The following is a 16873-nucleotide window of genomic DNA, read 5'->3' on the forward strand; positions in this document are numbered from 1 at the left end:
CGCGAATTCAACTTCGAAGTGCGACACTCGCCTATGCCGCCTGACGGTACTCTTCGAATACCTTGACAGGCTGCCTGAATCCGAGACATTTCCGAGGTCGTAGGTTGAGCCACTGCTCCGCTCTCCTGACATCCTCGTCCGTGACCTCTCTCAGGTCTGTTCCCTTTGGGATAAACTGCCTCAACAGCCCATTGCTGTTCTCGTTCAGACCGCGCTCCCACGAAGAGTAAGGGTGCGCAAAGTAAGTCTCGGCACCCAGCGCTTCCTCTATCGCCTTGTGTTCGGCAAACTCGCCGCCGTTGTCAAAGGTGATGGTATGCACCTGCTCGATGTAGGGCGTTAACATCTCGATTATCGCATCCCGCACCACCCCAGCCTGTTTGCTCGCGACCCGCTTGACCAGATAGAGCCGGCTCTTGCGCTCCACCAGGGTGACCAGTGCACCTGTGCCTTGCTTGCCCAGCACCGTGTCCGCCTCCCAATCACCGAGCCGCTCCCGGCTATCGACGATAGCCGGCCGTTCATCAATAGAGCGGGCTTCCTTGATGGGAGAACGCAGGCTGCTCGCCCCCTTGCGGTAGCGCTTGTGGCCCTGGCGCAGATGGCGGTACAACTGGCCACCCCGGGCTTTGTCGGCGGCCACATGGCGGTATATCCACTCGTGACTCACCATGAGGCCTATCTGCTTGCCCACCGCGCTTATCTGCTCCGGGCTCCACCACCAGGCGAGTGTCAGCTCGACAAACTGGATGACATCGGCAGATAGCCGAGATTTGGCCGCACTGGCCCGTCGGTGGGTGGCGTGCTGATGCGCATTGTCTGGCTGGTAGCCCTGCGGCCCGGCGTTACGACGCAGCTCCCGGTAGAGGGTGGAGCGATGAACGCCAATGGCGCGTGCGGTGGCAAGGATGGACATCCCCTGTGCGCGAAGCACCGATAACTGGTATCGTTGCCCCTCGGTCAACTGCTGATAGCTCATGGTGATACTGCTTTTACTTTGGCGAGCAGAAGGGTACCACCAATCAGCAGTTGGCCACCTCTCGCCATTCATCCATGAGTGTCGCACTTATTATCTGAATTCCCGAAGGCGTCTGCCACCAAGGTTTGTAAGAATTTCAAGTAATGGAGCGCATCGCAGCCCAATAGCCGGGTTTTGATGGCCCGGGTGTAGAGGGTCGACAGCTTCTGATCGCTCATTTCAGAAATGGTATGGTTGCTAGCCTGTTTGACCAAGGCGCTCCAGTTACCGCGCTTGTAGATCTCCTCTAGGCTGATGTGAGGGTAGAACTTCAAAAAGTTCGCCAGCGTCAGCGGTAAATCACAATCCAGTGAGAAACGGCGGATCAGGCCCATGAGGCGCGAGGTATTGAGGGTCGCCTTTTTGATATTGCTCAGAATTAACTCTTGGGTCTGTTTTGAGAGTTCGATGCGGCAGCCCAAGGGGGCGTGAGGGAAGCCCTGTTTGATTTCGTGGCTGATCGCCTTGTTGGTTTTGCCCACCAGTGCCCGGAATTTCTGGGCAAAGTCATACTCAGCACGGGCATTGCCAACAAAGTCCAACACGGTGCAGCACTCTTTATCGCTCGCCAGCCGCAGGCCGCGCCCTAATTGCTGCAAGAAGATAGTGAGGCTTTCCGTTGGTCGTAAAAACAGCAAGGTATCGACTTCCGGGATATCAACCCCTTCGTTGAAGATGTCCACCACGCAGAGAATATTGATAACCCCAGTGCGCAAATCTTGTTGTTTACTATGCCGCTCGTCTCGATTATCGCTGGTGAGGATGTCAGCCTTGATGCCCTTCAATAAAAATGCCTTGCACATAAAGTCGGCATGTTCACGGCTCACACAAAATGCCAGCGCTTTGATCTTGGTAATATCGGTGACGATCTCATTGAGGCTCTGGACTATTTTCTGTACCCGCTGCTGATTGTGGGTATAGATATTGGTGAGTTCAGTGATGTCATAACGGCCATTTTTCCAAGCCACTTGGCGCAAGTCAGTATCATCATCGATACCAAAATATTGGAACGGACAGAGATGGCGACGATTGATGGCCTCGGGCAAGCGGATCTCTGCTGCGATGACACCACAAAAGTCGGCAAGAATATCACCGCCATCATGGCGCTCTGGCGTTGCGGTTAATCCCAACAGAATGTGAGGTTCAAAGGCGGCGAGCAGACCGCGATAACTGGCCGCCGCAATATGGTGAACCTCATCAATGACGATGTAATCGAAATAATCTGGGCTAAGACGTAAATTAGCCAGCTGGTTATTCAAGGATTGCACCGAGGCAAATAGTTGACGGTAGTGGGTTGGCACGGCGCCGCCGACTAAGAGTTCGCCAAAATTGGATTGCTTGAGCACACCGCGGTACGAGGCTAATGCTTGGCGCAAGATCTCCTCTTTGTGGGCGACAAACAGGAACTTGGCGTCGGGTTTGGTTTTCAGAAAACGCGCAAAATCAAAAGCGGAGATCAGGGTTTTCCCTGTACCGGTGGCCGCAACCACCAAGTTACGGAAGCGCTGGTGTAAAGCGCGCTCCATCGCCAATTGTTCAAGGATCTCCAGTTGATGGGGAAACGGCGTGATATCAAAAAAATAGGCAGGGCTATTTTTGTCCCCATCCCCACGGGCCTCTTGCAGTGCATGCTGCAATTTTGTACGGCTTTCGAGCTTGCCATCAAACAGCTCAAAATCATCGGATTCCCAATAGGTTTCAAAGGTACTCAGGGATTTCTCGATAATATGAGGGATCTCTTGCGAGGTGATTTTTAGGTTCCACTCCAAGCCGCTGGTGAGGGCAGAGTGAGAGAGATTGGAGGAACCTATATAGCCGGTATGAAAGCCGGTATTTCGGCAAAAGAGATAGCTCTTGGCATGCAACCGCTCGCGCTGGGTGTTATAGCTGAGTTTGACTTCGGTATTTGGGAGGCTGGCTAAAAATTCAACTGCCTTGGCATCGGTCGCCCCCATATAAGAGGTAGTAATTACTTTTAATTGGCGGCCGCTGCGAGTGAACTCTTCCAGCTCATGACGGAAAATCCGGATTCCTGCCCATTTGATAAATGAGACCAGCCAGCAGATGCTATCTGCCGATAAAATTTCCCGTTTAATCTCCGACTCCATCGACAAACCCGCATTGCTGCCACAAAACAGTTCGCTCTGAGTGAGACCTGTCAGAGGGAAAATATCCTCGGCATATTGCTTTAAATTGGCGGAGATGGGGTTATCCAACTGGTAAAGCGCGGTCAGAATTTTCCCCTGACTATCGATGAGGTTCTCGCCAATAAAGTCTGGGTCTTGGGTGCGATCCTTTAGCCAAAGCAATAACTGGTTAGCCAGCTCGATCTGCCGTTGCAGCTGATCCTCTCCAGTGACCGAACCCACCGCATATTCCAAAACCCGGCTCAGAAATCTGGATAACCAAACTGCCGCTTCGGCAGGTTCAAGTTGGCGTTCCCCTACGTAAAAGCGCGCGCGGTCGAGTCGAGATGTCAGCAGTTGAGTAATGAGCTGTTCATAAATACCGCATTGTTGCATCGCACTTTAGCCTTGAACGTTGTACATGAGGGTGGCGAGAAGAGTATCATTTTTTCCAACCAAATCAGTAAGCTGTTGTCGCCTGTTACTCGTTTGAAAATCGCCCTGGTTTTCGGTAAGAGAGCGCGGCAGTAACAACCACAGGGAGGTGGTGATGGATCCGGTTTCCTATCTTTTTTCGGCTTATCTCAATCTGGTACAGCAGCAGGTTGCGGATATCTATGGCACCGAGGCCAAGACGCTGGTGGTGCAGTATGAGGGGGAGTCAGTCCCGTTCTCTTTTCAGCTGTGGCAGATCCAGCAGCCGAGCGTTTGTCGTCCCTACGAGCAGGATGTGCGGCGTTTTAGCCAGTGCACGGTCAAGGCGTCCGCCCTGTTTCACAAGCTGTGCGATGACTTGACCCGGCAGGATGACAGCAGTTGGCAACTGCCCAAATTTCGCACCATGTACTGCTCGGCGGCCGTCAGTTATCGGCCCCTTATCGCCGAAATAGGGGATGCCAAACAGAGTCCGGCCAAGCTGGCGGAGCGTGCCTGCAATCAGGCGATTCTAGCGGCAATGGACAGTGATGATGAAGCCCTGCTGGCCCAGCGGGATAAAGCGTGCGCAGCGGTGCAGTAACGCGAATTTATTTGACCAGATCATTTGCGCTCGCTTTGCGCGTCACGGCACACATGGGCTTCCCCTTGCCGGGTATGATGGGGTTGCCCGCCGTGGCGACGACAGTCGGATGCTTGCGGGCATATGTCGGTCACATCAGCCAGATCACCACCAGGAGGTAACCATGATCAGCCATATCGACCATCTGGTATTGACGGTCAGTGATATCGAACGGGCCGTGGAATTTTACAGTTCGGTGCTCAATATGGAGGCCATCACCTTCGGTGCGGGGCGCCGGGCGGTAGGGTTTGGCAACCAGAAGATCAATCTGCAACTGCTGGGGCAGGAGCCGCGCAATCGGGCGCAGGTGGGGTCGGGAGATGTCTGCCTTATCACCCGCTGGCCGCTGGAGCAGGTGATGGCCCAGCTGGCCTGCCACGGGGTGGAGATTGTCGAGGGGCCGGTGACCAAAAGTGGCGCCTGCGGGCCGATAGAATCCATCTACTTCCTCGACCCTGACCAGAACCTGATAGAAGTGAGCATCTATCCCTGAGCCCACCAAGCCATCACTCCCATTGCCATCATCAATAGAAAGGGGCCGTCAATTGACGGCCCCTTTCTCGTATTGCTATCGCGCCAAGCACGTCGGCCGCTTGGCCGATGTGACAGAGACGCCCTAGAAAGGCGCACTGTTCTCATCGCTCTCCTGTAAAAACTGCTCCACTTCTGCCTGATAGGCCGCATCAGGTTGACCGCTGCTGGCAGGGGGTACGGCAGCAGACGGGGCCACGGGAGGGGCGGTGAGGGTCTCCATCACCCGCTGCTGCAGATAGGGGTAGAAGGGGTTGGAGGAGGTGCGGGTGAGGGCGCCGGGGTTGACGATCAGCACGCCGCGCTCGCCACGCAGGGCCAGACCACCGAGATTGATGCCGTATTGCTCCCGCTGCTGCGGGCGCGCCGCCATGCCATAGAGGGGGTCGTCCATCGGGAAGGGGAGCGCCACATGGGAGAGGGAGTAGATCTCCTTGGGATAATCGATACTCAGCGGGCGGAGCTGCTCAGGCTGATCTGCGCTGGCCAGCGTTCTGGCCTGCGTCGCGGGGGAGGTTGGCTCGACATTGCCCACCACGGTGAGGCGATAGTGCTGAGGGGCGTTTGGCAGCAAGCGGTGCAGCGCCAGCTCTGAGGCCGAGCTCATCAGCGGGCCAAACAGGGTGCTGCGGTTGATATCAAACAGCACCAGTTCGCTGCCGTTGGCCGGCAGGTAGTGGTAGAGATCGGCAATGATGGAGCGGGTGCTGACGGTGTAGTCCATCACCGACTGGAAGGTGAGGGCGGGGGGAAACGCCGCCAGCTCGCCACTGGCGGCCAGCTGGCGCACCTGCTGCTGGATGGCGTGGGCCAGGCGATAGGACTGGCGCGCGCCGTTGACCGGGAACGAGTTGTACTTGAACGGGTTGAACTCCGGCATGGTGTCGAGCCAGGCTGCGTTGGCAAAGGCGGGCAGCAGGGCAGGCACGGCCTTGATCCCGGCGAAGCGGGCAAAGCGGGTCACCCCGATCATCGGGGAGATCAGCACCAGCCGATCCGGTTTTGCCAGCGCACCGCTCGGGTCGGCCAGCGCATCGAGCGCATATTTCACCGCCAGCGCGCCGCCGTTGGAAAAGCCCACCAGATGCAGCGGTCGCTTGCCCGGAGCCAGCAATCTGGCCTCCCGCACCGCCAGTCGGGTGGCGGCCAGCCAAGTCTCCCAATCCACATCCACGAGGCCAGCGGGCACGGTGCCGTGGCCGGGGATCCGCAGCCCCAGCGCGATAAAGCCCTGCTCCTGATAGCGTCTGGCCAGATGGCGCAGGCTGTAGGGGGAGTCGGTCAGGCCGTGCAGCAGCACCGCTACCCCTTTGACTTCCCCCTCGGGGCGCAGCAGGTAGGAGCGGTTCCAGTTCTGCTGAAAGCGGGCGGGATTGATGGGGGCGTCCTGATAGTAGCGATTGCTGGCCAGTTGCTGCTCGGGCGGTGTCTTGGCGACCACCTCGGTGGCCACCAGCTCGAACAGCTCTGCTTCGCGGGCCAGATAGGTTTGCCAGTTGCTGCTGTCGAGCTCATCAGCGCTGAGTTCGGGGGGCACCACTGTGTGCCACAGCTGCAGCGGCGCTGCCTGCCAGGCGAAGTAGGCGATCACCGCCCATGCGGTCAGCAACAGCAGCAACAGGGTCAGCAGAGCACGGCGAACAAGGCGGCGAGTGTGAGCCAGCATGGTGCAATCCTTGGCGATAGAGATGGGGCCGCCTCTGGGCGGGCGAGTTCGGCGCAGCACATTGGGCGCAGCCAACCGGCTTAAAGCCTAATGGAAACAAGGTGATATGTATAGTTGATGGCGTTCGGCCGCGCTGGCTGTGGGCACCTGCTCCCGCCGTTGGCATCAGGCTGGTTGTTCAAAGGCTGCATCGCGGGCCATCTGGCGGCGTGAACTTGTCCGCGGATGCCTACATGGGCGCTGCGACCTTGCAACTATCTGCCCCTGAAAGGGGGCAATTATGCTACTGTAGCGGCGTTTTTTGATGGATAAGCTGGCATTGGCCTTTTTTGAAGATGGAATGGTATGCAGAACTTTGACGTAGTGAATTGGCTGATGCAGCAGACAGCCTCTCCGGTGCAGCCGGAACAGGCGATGGCACAACCGGGCGCGGCCCAGAACCTGTGGCAGGTGCACCATGCTGGCTAACGAATCCATGCGCCTGAACAAATACATCAGCGAGAGCGGTATCTGCTCGCGTCGCGAGGCCGACCGCTTTATCGAGCAGGGCCACGTCTTTATCAACGGCAAGCGCGCCGGGATTGGCGATCAGGTGCAGGTTGGTGATCTGGTCAAGGTGAACGGTCAGGTGATCGAACCGCGCGAGGCGGACAGTCTGGTGCTGATCGCCCTCAACAAGCCGGTGGGCATCGTCAGTACTACAGAGGCGGGCGAGAAGGACAACATCGTCGATTTCGTCAACCACAGCACCCGGGTTTTCCCCATCGGGCGGCTCGACAAGGATTCGCAGGGGCTGATTTTCCTCACCAACCACGGCGATCTGGTCAACAAGATCCTGCGGGCTGGCAACGATCACGAGAAAGAGTATCTGGTGACCGTCGACAAGCCGGTGACCGAGGAGTTTGTGCGCGGCATGGCGGCCGGGGTGCCGATCCTCGGTACTGTGACCAAGAAGTGCAAGGTGAAGAAAGAGGCGCCGTTTGTCTTTCGCATCACCCTGGTGCAGGGACTGAACCGCCAGATCCGCCGCATGTGCGAGCACTTCGGTTTTGAAGTGACCAAGCTGGAGCGCATCCGCATCATGAACGTCAGCCTCAAGGGGCTGCCGGTGGGCGAGTGGCGCGATCTCACCGACGACGAGCTGATCGATCTGTTCAAGCTGATTGAGGACTCCTCCTCCGAGGTGAAACCGGCCAAAGGCGACAAACCGAAGGCGGCTAAGGCCCCTGCGGTGCCAAGCGCCAAACCGGGGCAGGGCAAGAAGCCGCGCCGCGATGACGATCACGAGATTGGCGGGCGTCCCAATGTGCCGGGCCCGGAAGCCTTCGAGAAGAAGCTGCCGGTGGGCAAGGGTGGCGCGGGCAAAGGTGCTGCCAATAAAGGTGGTGCTGGCAAAGGGGCACCCAAGGGTGGCAAACCGGCCGCAGGCAAGCCGCGCACCGCTAACAGCGGACGGCAGAAGAAGGGGCGCTGAGTTGTCCCTCTGAGTGGCGTCAGCCTCGTCTTGTGATCCTCAACACTGCTATCCCCAACACACCGGCCTCAGGCCGGTGTGTTGCTTTGGGTCGCAGAGTCGGTTGGGCGGGGCGCCGAGATGGTCGGCTCGCTGGCGGTCGGTAACCGCATGACGCGGGGATAGTGGCGTGGGTCGAGGCGCAGCACCAGCAGGCTCATCAGCAGTAATCCCCCCAGTTGCCACTGCCAGGCGGCGGCGAAGTCGCCCATATAGTGAAAGAGCCGCGCCGCCACCCAGGGGCCGGTGGCCGCCAGCATAAAGCCAAACCCCTGCATCAGGGCGCTCAGGGTGCCGGCGCGGCGCGGGTCGGGCAGGTGATCGAGCGCAATCACCATGATGAGCGAAAAGCTGCTGCCAAGACCGGCACCGCACAGCATGCACCAGAGAATGGGGGCGCTGGCTGGCGCCAGCCAGAGGCCGCCGAATCCCGCCAGCTGCATGGCGATGGCAATGCCCATCCACAGCCGCCGATCCAGACTGCGCGCCGCCAGCAGCGGCAAGCCGAGACCGCTGGCGGTCTGCGCCAGTGCCAGCCAGGCGACCAGCTCGCCCGCTTGCGCGGCGCTCCACCCTTGCGCCATATAGGCGGGGGCCAGCCAGGCCACTACGATGCCGTAACCGCTATTGATGATGCCAAAGCAGACGATCAGCAACCAGCTGCGTGGCAGGGTGATCAGCCGCTGTTCGCCGTGGAGAATGGCGACCGCGGCGGCCCGTGGCAGACGCACTTTCCACCCTAGCCAGACGAGGGCCAGCAGCACCGGCAGGCTCCAGAGCGCCAGCGCGCGCGACCAGTCGAGGCTGACTGCCAGCCGTGGCGTGAGACTGGCCCCCAATGCCCCACCCCCCATCATGCAGGCAGAGAAGATCCCCATCACCAGCGGCACCTTGTGGGCGAAGGCCTGCTTGATAAGGGCGGGCAGCACCCCCTGCACCAGTGCCGACCCCAATCCACAAAGCGCCGCGCTGGCGATCAGCAGGGCGCCGCTCTGGGCATCGAAGCGCATGGCGCTGCCAATGCCGAGCAGCAACAGGGCCAGCCCCAGCAGTTGGCACGCACTGGCGCGCCGACGCAGGCTGGGAGTGAGCAGCACGCCAATCCCGATGAGCCACAGCGGCAACAGGGTAAGCCAGGCGAGGGTATCCATCCCCAGCGACAGGGCGCGGCCAATCTCGCCGCTCAGCGGGCCGATGGCGGTAAGAAAGGGGCGCAGGTTCAGGCCAATCAGGATCACCAGCACCAGCAGGGCAGTCTGGCCTGCGGGATGATCCGCATTTTGTTGATTCATCGGGTGCAGTTTCCGGTTCTGGGAAAAGCGGGATTCATTCGGGGTGCGGAGTCATCGGGGCTGAACATGGCGGATCACCGTCAAAGGAGGCAAAAACGCCAGCCTAGCGGGGTCGAAAGTCATTTGGAAATTAAATGATAGAATGGGCTTCAGTGGTTTTGTAAATGGAGTGCCCCATGCTGGATCCCCTGTTACTGCGCAGTTTTGTCGCCATTATCGACACCGGCAGCTTTACCCGCGCCGGCGAACGGGTCCATCTGACCCAATCCACCATCAGCCAGCAGATCCGCCGCCTTGAGCAGCAGCTTGGCTGCCCGCTGCTCGATCGTGCTGGCCGTCAGGTGGTGGCAACGGCGGAGGGAGAAAAATTGCTGGGGCTGGCCCGCCGCATTCTGGCGCTGCTGGCGCAGGCCGAAGAACAAGTGACGGAAGGGAGCGTGGCGCTTAGCCTCGGGGTGCCGGAGGATTTCGCCGCGGGCGCCATTACTCCGGTACTGGCCGCCTTTGCCCGCGATTACCCCGAGGTGCGGCTGGAGGTGCAAAGCGGCCTGAGCCACGAGATCTGGCAGCGCTTCGAGGCGGGAGAGCTGGATCTGGCGCTGGTCAAACAGACTCGCGGTCAGGGTTCGCCCCTTGCCAGCTGGCGCGAGCCGCTGGTGTGGGTCGACAGTCACGACTGGCCCGCACGGGAACGGGATCCGCTGCCGCTGGTGGTATTCCCGAGCGAAGGGCTCTATCGGCGGCAGATGACCGAGGCGCTCGATGGCCTCGGTCGGCGTTGGCGTATTGCCTATGTCAGCGCCAGCCTTGCCAGTTTGCAGGGGGCGGTGAGCGCGGGGATCGGGGTGAGCTTGCTGCCCAAACGGTTGATGCCCGTCGATCAGCTGGCCCTGACCCAGTGGCCCAAGGTGGCGCTGGTGGAGCTGGCGCTCCATGCCGGGGTAAGCGGGAGTGAGCCGCTCACCCGCTTGAGTTCGGCCCTGATCGCCCTCTGTGACGAGGTGATGGGGCCGCAGTGAGTTGCTATGTGGGAAAAAACTTCTGTGGGGAAAAACTCAAGTCGGAAAGATAAGGCGGAAAAAGTGCGGGGAGGGATCAGTGATCCTTCCCCTCCGCCAGCTTGCGCTCGTAGTCATTTTTTACGATGGCCAGCGCCGCCAGCACCAGCTCGGGGGCCAGCTCATTGGTTTCCAGCAGTTCAATCAGATCCACCGCGAGTTTTACCTCGGGCGGGGCAGTTTCCAGTGACATGGGCAGGGTTCCGGTTGCAGGAAGAGGGGGGATTATACAGGGGCGCCGCCGTTGGCCGAAAGCGCCCGCTCTGTCGGGCTGTGAGGCATGAAGGTCAGAGGTGCTGACGCATCTCCTTGTCGATCTCCTCGCGCAGGGCGATGAGCTTTTTGGCGTACTGCTGCAACTGCAGATCGCTCTCGCTCACCGGTTGCCACTGGGGCACCGGGGTCGGTTTGCCCTGCTCATCCATCGCCACAAAGATGATGATGCAGTGGGTAGTCTTGTGGCGCTCGGTGTCGGTGGGGTGGCGGCTGTAGACATCCACCGCCAGATGCATGCTGGTGGTGCCGGTGTGGATCACCTGAGCGTGCACCTCCACCAGCTGGCCAATCTGGATGGGGCGCAAAAAGCGGATCCCCCCCACATAGACGGTCACCGCATAGCCGCCGCACCAGCCAGCGGCGCAGGCGTAGCCCGCCTGATCGATCCACTTCATCACCATGCCGCCATGCACCTTGCCGCCGAAATTGACGTCGGAGGGTTCGGCCAGAAATTGCAGGGTCAGTTCGCGATTGGGCACAGTTACATCCTTATTGCCTGAAGGTTTCCCTGAGCTTTGCCCCATCGGCCTGCCCGGTCAAGGGTTCATCCCCGATTCAGGGGGGTGGGGTCACTATCTTGCTCTATCGACGGGAACATAGCCGCAGGAGTGACACCATGAAACAGATGCTGGAACAGTTGCTGGGGGCTGGCAAAGGCTGGCTCAACGAAGGCGGAGACAAGCGCAAGGGGCAGATGCAGGGGGCGCTGGCCGGTGGCGCGCTCGGTCTGTTGCTGGGCAATAAAAAAGTGCGCAAATATGGCGGCAAGGCCGCTGCCGTGGGCGGCGCCGCAGCCCTTGGCGGGCTGGCCTACAAGCTCTATCAGGATTGGCAGGCCCAGCAGTCGGCGCCCGCCCAGCCCACTCATCCCATCAGTGGGCTGGAAGGCAATGCGCTGGATGCCCGCGCGGCCCTCTTGGTGCGCGCCATGGTGGCTGCGGCCCGGGCCGATGGCCATATCGACGGCGCCGAGCGCCAGAAAATTCAGGAGTACCTGACCGAACAGGGTCAGAGCGATGTCGCCCGCTGGATTGACGCCGAGCTGGCCCGTCCCCTCGATCCCCACGCGCTGGCACGGGAAGTGACCGATATGGAGCTGGCCACCGAGGTCTATCTCGCCTCCCTGCTCGCCATCGAGGTGGATCACTTTATGGAGCGAGGCTATCTCGACGAACTGGCGCGCGCCCTCAAACTCGATGACAACCTCAAGGGCAGCATCGAGCGGCAGGTGGCCCAGCTTAACGCCCCCGCCTGATATCCCTCACCGCCATGGATTGCCGATAACGCCCCGCTCAAGGGGCGTTGTTGTTTCTGCTGCCCGTTAAAAGATGCGGATGAGGCTATTTGGATTGCGGGGCACAGCCCCTAAGATGGCGCAGGACCATCACTTTTTTGCAAGGAGCAACCGTTGGAGATACGCAAGGCAAGCGAACTGGATATCGACGCCATTGTCGAGCTGAACCGGCAGATAGGAGAGATCCACCATCAGCACTATCCCGAAGTGTTCTGCCCCCCTTCGCCAGAGGAGCGGGCATTTTTGCTGAGCGCCATCGGCGCGGAAGGGCGTCTGTTCTGCGTTGCCGAGCAGGATGGCAGGGTTGTGGGCTTTTTGACGGCGCGGATCGACATCAATGAGAGCCTGCCATTTCTCACCCGTGCGCCGATTTGCCGCATCGGCTCGGTGGTGGTGGATGAGCAGCACCGCTCCCGCGGGATTGGCAAGGCGCTGATCGCCCATTGCGATGAGTGGGCCAAGGCCCGTGATGCTCAGCAAATCCGGCTGGAAGTGATGGCCTTCAACGAGCGTGCCCAAGGGCTCTACGCGTCGCTGGGGTTCAAGGTGCAGTCGCAGATCATGGCCAGATGATCAGTTTTTGATGGCGAGCCAAGGCGCGTCACTCCCCAACTACACAGGCCCGTTACGGGCCTTTGTTCGTTTCGTCAGCGGCTCCTTGCCTCGTTACTTTTCACCGAGCTGCGCGGCAATCAGCGCCGCCAGCCGGGTGAGGGCCTGCTCCAGCTGTTCGCTCCAGGGATGGGAGCTGTTGAGGCGCAGGCAGTGGTTGTGCTGTCCCTGACTGGAAAAGAGGGCGCCGGGGGCCACTGAAAAACCGCTGCCCAGAGCCTTGGCGTGCAGGGCGCGGCTGTCGAAATGGGCAGGCAGCGCCAGCCAGAGGAAGTAGCCGCCATCGGGGGAGGAGATCCGCACCTCGTCCGGCAACAGCCGTTGCAGGGCCGCCCGCATCTGCTGCTGGCGCTGGGCCAGGGTGTGGCGCAGGCGGCGAAAGTGGGCATCGACCCCGCCCTGGCGCAGCATCTCGGCCAGCGCCAGCTGGCTCGGTACATTGGTGGAGAGGGTGGACATCAGCTGTAGCCGCTGCACCCGCTCGGCATGGGGCCCTGCCACCACCCAGCCAACCCGAAAGCCCGGTGCCAGACACTTGGAAAAGGAGCTGCAGAGCAGGCTGTCGCCACGCTGATCCCAGTGGCGGATCGGCTTGGGGCGCTCGCGGCCGAAGTAGACCTCGGCATAGACGTCATCCTCCACCAGCGGCACCCCATGGCTGTTGAGCAGTGCCATCAGTTGCGCTTTGTGACCATCTGGCATGGTGTGGCCCAGCGGGTGCTGCACATTGCCCATCAGCCAGCACGCCTTGACCGGAATGCGGGTGAGGGCGTCGGCCAGCAGGTCGAGATCGATGCCTACCCCCGGAATGACCGGGATCTCCACCGCCTTGAGTTTCAGCCGCTCGATGGCCTGCAGGGCGCCATAGAAGGTGGGAGACTCCACCACCACCCAGTCACCGGGCTCGGTCAGTACCTGCAGGCTGAGGGAGAGTGCCTCCATGGCACCTGTGGTGATGATGATCTCCTGCGGATTGACCGCCACCCCGTCGCTGGCGTAGCGCTGGGCGATGGCGCGGCGCAGCGCTTCGTTGCCGGGGGGCAGGTCGGCCACCGTGCTGAAGGGATCGAGCTTGCGCATGCAGCTGGCCAGGGCCCGCCCGAGCTGGGGATGGGGGAACAGGGTCGGGTCTGCTACCGACATGCCAAGGGGCACCAGATCCCGCGATTTGCTCGCCTGCAACACCTCGAACACCAGATCGTTGATATCCACCGAGCCGCTGTAGTGGGTCTGGCTCGGGGTGTGCTGCACGACCTGCGGCGAAGCGGCTTTGATGTAGTAGCCGGACTGGGGGCGGGCGAGGATCCGCCCCTGACTTTCGAGCAGTTGATAGGCCTGCAACACTGTCATGGGGCTGAGCCCGTGGGTCTTGCAGCTCTGGCGAATGGAGGGGATGCGCTCCCCCGGTTGCCAGATGCCATCGTCGATCTGGCTTTGCAGGCGGTCGGCCAACTGCTGGTAAAGGGACATGATCTGGATCAACTGTTATAGGTGTAATTCAATATAACTGCATCTGTTATAGGTGTCATGCTCCGTGATGTACTTGTCACGCACGAAACGTGCAAGGCAAATACAACAAAAGAGAGTGACGCATGATCAATCCGGATGACGTGGTCAGCCTGTCTCGCCTGCAATTTGGCGCCACGGCCCTGTTCCACTTCCTGTTTGTGCCCCTCACGCTGGGGCTGTCCTGGATCCTGGTGATCGCCGAGTCGGCTTATGTGATGACCGGCAAGGTGATCTATCAGGACATCACCCGCTTCTGGGGCAAACTGTTTGGCATCAACTTCGTCATGGGGGTCACCACGGGGATCACCATGGAGTTTCAGTTCGGCACCAACTGGGCTTACTACTCCCACTATGTGGGGGACATCTTCGGTACTCCGCTGGCCATCGAGGGGCTGATGGCCTTCTTCCTCGAATCGACCCTGGTGGGGCTCTTCTTCTTCGGCTGGGACAAGCTCTCCCGCGGCAAGCACCTGCTGGTGACCATGCTGGTGGCGCTCGGCTCCAACCTCTCGGCGCTCTGGATCCTGATCGGCAACGGCTGGATGCAAAACCCGGTGGGGGCCGAGTTCAACCTGCTGACCCAGCGCATGGAGCTGGTGGATATCGCCGCCGTGCTGTTCAACCCGGTGGCGCAGGTGAAGTTCGTTCACACCGTCGCGGCGGGCTATGTGGCGGCCTCCATGTTCGTGATGGGGGTGAGCAGCTGGTATCTGCTGCGCAAGACGGAAGTGCAGTTTGCCCTGCGCTCCTTCGCCATCGCCTCCGGCTTCGGGCTGGCGGCCATCCTCTCGGTCATTGTGCTGGGGGATGAGTCGGGCTATCGCACCGGCGAGGTGCAGAAGGTCAAGCTCGCCGCCATCGAGGCGGAGTGGGAGACCGAGCCAGCACCAGCTTCCTTTACCCTGTTCGGCTTCCCGGATCAGACTGCCGAGACCACCCACGCAGCCATCAAGATCCCGTATCTGATGGGGATCATCGCTACCCGCTCCATCGACGAGGCGGTGACCGGCCTCAAGGATATCAAGGTGCAGAACGAGGCGCGCATTCGTAGCGGCATGGTGGCGGCCGAGGCTCTCGACCAGATCCGGCGGGGCGATGACAGCCCGGCCAACCGCGCCCGCTTCGAGCAGCACGGCAAGGATCTCGGCTACGGCATGCTGCTCACCCCCTATGCCAGCAATATCGCCAAGGCCGGTGAGGCAGAGATCGCCAAAGCGGTCGATGACTCCATCCCGCCGGTGGCGCCGCTGTTCTGGGGCTTTCGGGTGATGGTGGGGCTTGGCATCACCATGCTGGGGCTGATGGTGGTGAGCTTTGTCCAGCTCTGCCGCAACCGGCTGCAAGACTCGCCACGGCTGCTCAAGACCCTGCTCTGGAGCATTCCGCTGCCCTGGATTGCCATCGAGGCGGGCTGGCTGGTGGCCGAGCTTGGCCGTCAACCCTGGACCATCAGCGACGTGCTGCCGGTCTCGGCCTCGGTCTCTTTGCTTCAGCCGGGCCAACTCTGGTTCAGCCTGATCGCTATCTGTTCCATCTACACCCTGTTGCTGGTGGTGGAGCTGTTCCTGTTGCGCCATGTGATCCGCAAGGGGCCCGCCATTCTCCATACCGGCCGCTACAGCGGTGAACAACCCGAACTTGCGAGGATCGCCTGATGGATTACGCAACCCTGAAACTCATCTGGTGGGCGCTGGTGCTCTTCATGATGGTCGGTTTTATCGTGATGGATGGCTTCGATCTCGGCATCGCCATGCTGCTGCCGGTGGTGTCGAAAGATGACGACGACCGGCGGCTGGTGATCAACAGCGTAGGGCCGGTGTGGGAGGGCAATCAGGTGTGGCTGATCGCCGGCGCCGGTGCCCTGTTCGCCGCCTGGCCGCTGGTCTATGCCGCCGCCTTCTCGGGGCTCTACATCCCCATGGTGGTGCTGCTGCTCGGGCTATTTTTGCGTCCGGTCGGTTTTGACTATCGCAGCAAGCTGGCCGATCCGGTATGGCGCCGCTGGTGGGATCGGGCGCTGGTGGCCGGTGGCCTGATACCGGCGCTCATCCTCGGTGCGGCTATCGGTCTGGTGATGGAGGGGCTGCCGTTTCGCTTCGACACGGCGCTGCGTCTGCACTATGGCGCGTTCGACTTCCACTGGGGCTGGCTGATCTCGGTGCTGGCCACTGCCATCAGCCTGTTGCTGCTGCACGGCGCCGGTTTTCTGCAAGCCAAGGTGACCGGCACCCCTGCGCTGCGCGCACGGGGGATCGCCATCCTGCTGGCCCCGGTGGTGAGCCTCTGCTACCTGCTGGCCGGCTGGCATCTGGTGGATCTGCAAGGGTTTCAGCTGACCGGTGTGGGCACACAACCCTTTGACCCGAATGCTGCCATCAGCCCGCTGATGAAGGGGGTGATCCCCCACGCCGGAGGCTGGCTGCGCAACTACTTTGACTATCCGCTGCTGTGGCTGGTGCCGATCATCGGGGCGCTGGCGCCGCTGGTGAGCGGGATTGCCTCCTGGCTGGAGCGGGGCCGAATTGCGCTGCTGGCCAGCGCCATCGCCTGCGCCGCCATGCTCTGCTCGGTGGCCATCGCCCTGTTCCCCTTCGTGCTGCCCTCATCCCTCGATGCGGTCAGCAGCCTGACCCTGTGGGACAGCACCTCCAGCTACAAAACCCTGGCCATCATGTTCGGCCTCGTGCTGGTGCTGATGCCGGTCAACCTGGGCTACACCGGCTGGGTCTATCGGGTGGTGCGCGGCAAGCTCGACCGTGCCCGCATCAAGCGCGACAGCCATCAACTCTACTGACCTCAAGGGATCTGCTATGTGGTACTTCACCTGGATTTTGGGCCTCGGATTCGCCCTGCTGCTGGGCCTGTGCAACCTGCTCTGGTTGGAAGCGCGCTGGCAGGCGGACGAACTGGACGGTAACTGA

General features: G+C 60.9%; 16 protein-coding genes and 1 pseudogene. 10 read left to right on the forward strand and 7 right to left on the reverse strand.

Translation table 11 applies throughout. The features are described 5' to 3' along the window. Window positions 1–31: 31 nt before the first annotated feature. A complete protein-coding gene (locus AB5Y90_RS07090; RefSeq protein WP_019706001.1) occupies window positions 32–979 on the reverse strand; it encodes an IS30-like element ISAs2 family transposase in 948 nt (315 codons plus the stop codon). Between the two features lie 116 nt (window positions 980–1095). Beyond that, window positions 1096–3540 (reverse strand): annotated as a pseudogene (locus tag AB5Y90_RS07095) (DEAD/DEAH box helicase family protein); the annotation flags it as partial. Window positions 3541–3694: 154 nt separating this feature from the next. Between AB5Y90_RS07095 and AB5Y90_RS07100 the strand changes: the two are divergent. Further along, on the forward strand, window positions 3695–4162 hold the full coding sequence (locus tag AB5Y90_RS07100; RefSeq protein WP_075115198.1) for a hypothetical protein: 468 nt from the start codon (window positions 3695–3697) through the stop codon (window positions 4160–4162). 163 nt (window positions 4163–4325) lie between these two features. Then, window positions 4326–4694 carry a VOC family protein gene (locus AB5Y90_RS07105; protein WP_043825666.1) on the forward strand — a complete coding sequence of 123 codons (369 nt, stop codon included), beginning with the start codon at window positions 4326–4328 and terminating at the stop codon, window positions 4692–4694. Between the two features lie 123 nt (window positions 4695–4817). Here AB5Y90_RS07105 and AB5Y90_RS07110 read toward each other — a convergent pair whose 3' ends face one another. Continuing rightward, window positions 4818–6398, reverse strand: a complete 1581-nt coding sequence (locus tag AB5Y90_RS07110; RefSeq protein ID WP_368166728.1) for an alpha/beta hydrolase — start codon at window positions 6396–6398, stop codon at window positions 4818–4820. 345 nt (window positions 6399–6743) lie between these two features. Here AB5Y90_RS07110 and AB5Y90_RS07115 point away from each other — a divergent pair, with 345 nt between their 5' ends. Both AB5Y90_RS07115 and rluF read left to right on the forward strand, forming a co-directional pair. Then, window positions 6744–6866 carry a hypothetical protein gene (locus AB5Y90_RS07115; protein ID WP_307895124.1) on the forward strand — a complete coding sequence of 41 codons (123 nt, stop codon included), beginning with the start codon at window positions 6744–6746 and terminating at the stop codon, window positions 6864–6866. Next, window positions 6856–7872: a 23S rRNA pseudouridine(2604) synthase RluF gene (gene rluF / locus AB5Y90_RS07120; RefSeq protein WP_307895123.1), complete on the forward strand. Its 1017-nt coding sequence runs from the start codon at window positions 6856–6858 to the stop codon at window positions 7870–7872. Before AB5Y90_RS07115 ends, rluF begins: the two co-directional genes overlap by 11 nt. Window positions 7873–7940: 68 nt before the next feature. Here the strand turns inward: rluF and AB5Y90_RS07125 are convergent, their stop codons facing one another. Further along, the gene (locus AB5Y90_RS07125) at window positions 7941–9203 is read right to left on the reverse strand and encodes an MFS transporter (protein WP_368166729.1); all 1263 of its coding nucleotides are present in this window, start codon (window positions 9201–9203) and stop codon (window positions 7941–7943) included. Window positions 9204–9379: 176 nt separating this feature from the next. Between AB5Y90_RS07125 and AB5Y90_RS07130 the strand changes: the two genes are divergently transcribed. Beyond that, window positions 9380–10222: a LysR family transcriptional regulator gene (locus AB5Y90_RS07130; RefSeq protein ID WP_368166730.1), complete on the forward strand. Its 843-nt coding sequence runs from the start codon at window positions 9380–9382 to the stop codon at window positions 10220–10222. Between the two features lie 76 nt (window positions 10223–10298). Here the strand turns inward: AB5Y90_RS07130 and rsmS are convergent, their stop codons facing one another. After that, window positions 10299–10454, reverse strand: coding sequence for a pleiotropic regulatory protein RsmS (gene rsmS, locus AB5Y90_RS07135; protein WP_005337582.1), 156 nt, complete (start codon window positions 10452–10454; stop codon window positions 10299–10301). A gap of 94 nt (window positions 10455–10548) precedes the next feature. Further along, entirely contained in the window at window positions 10549–11016 is a 468-nt protein-coding gene (locus AB5Y90_RS07140; RefSeq protein WP_021230653.1) for an acyl-CoA thioesterase, read from the reverse strand. Between the two features lie 137 nt (window positions 11017–11153). Here AB5Y90_RS07140 and AB5Y90_RS07145 point away from each other — a divergent pair, with 137 nt between their 5' ends. Continuing rightward, a complete protein-coding gene (locus AB5Y90_RS07145) occupies window positions 11154–11792 on the forward strand; it encodes a tellurite resistance TerB family protein (protein ID WP_005347072.1) in 639 nt (212 codons plus the stop codon). A gap of 153 nt (window positions 11793–11945) precedes the next feature. After that, complete coding sequence (locus AB5Y90_RS07150) at window positions 11946–12404, forward strand: N-acetyltransferase family protein (RefSeq protein WP_368166731.1); 459 nt, start codon at window positions 11946–11948, stop codon at window positions 12402–12404. A gap of 93 nt (window positions 12405–12497) precedes the next feature. Here the strand turns inward: AB5Y90_RS07150 and AB5Y90_RS07155 are convergent, their stop codons facing one another. Further along, window positions 12498–13913 carry a PLP-dependent aminotransferase family protein gene (locus tag AB5Y90_RS07155; protein WP_368166732.1) on the reverse strand — a complete coding sequence of 472 codons (1416 nt, stop codon included), beginning with the start codon at window positions 13911–13913 and terminating at the stop codon, window positions 12498–12500. Window positions 13914–14035: 122 nt separating this feature from the next. On the opposite strand from AB5Y90_RS07155, the gene AB5Y90_RS07160 reads away from it, so the two are divergent. Genes AB5Y90_RS07160 through cydX form a run of 3 tightly spaced genes read left to right on the forward strand, consistent with a single transcriptional unit; the run spans window position 14036 to window position 16873 of the window. Beyond that, a complete protein-coding gene (locus tag AB5Y90_RS07160) occupies window positions 14036–15607 on the forward strand; it encodes a cytochrome ubiquinol oxidase subunit I (RefSeq protein WP_368166733.1) in 1572 nt (523 codons plus the stop codon). Continuing rightward, window positions 15607–16746, forward strand: a complete 1140-nt coding sequence (cydB, locus tag AB5Y90_RS07165; RefSeq protein ID WP_368166734.1) for a cytochrome d ubiquinol oxidase subunit II — start codon at window positions 15607–15609, stop codon at window positions 16744–16746. Before AB5Y90_RS07160 ends, cydB begins: the two co-directional genes overlap by 1 nt. Before the next feature lie 16 nt (window positions 16747–16762). Then, window positions 16763–16873 (forward strand): cytochrome bd-I oxidase subunit CydX, encoded by a 111-nt coding sequence (cydX, locus tag AB5Y90_RS07170; RefSeq protein ID WP_368166735.1) that lies wholly within the window; start codon window positions 16763–16765, stop codon window positions 16871–16873.

Source organism: Aeromonas sp. R4-1, from assembly GCF_040908325.1.
Classification (GTDB): domain Bacteria; phylum Pseudomonadota; class Gammaproteobacteria; order Enterobacterales; family Aeromonadaceae; genus Aeromonas; species Aeromonas veronii.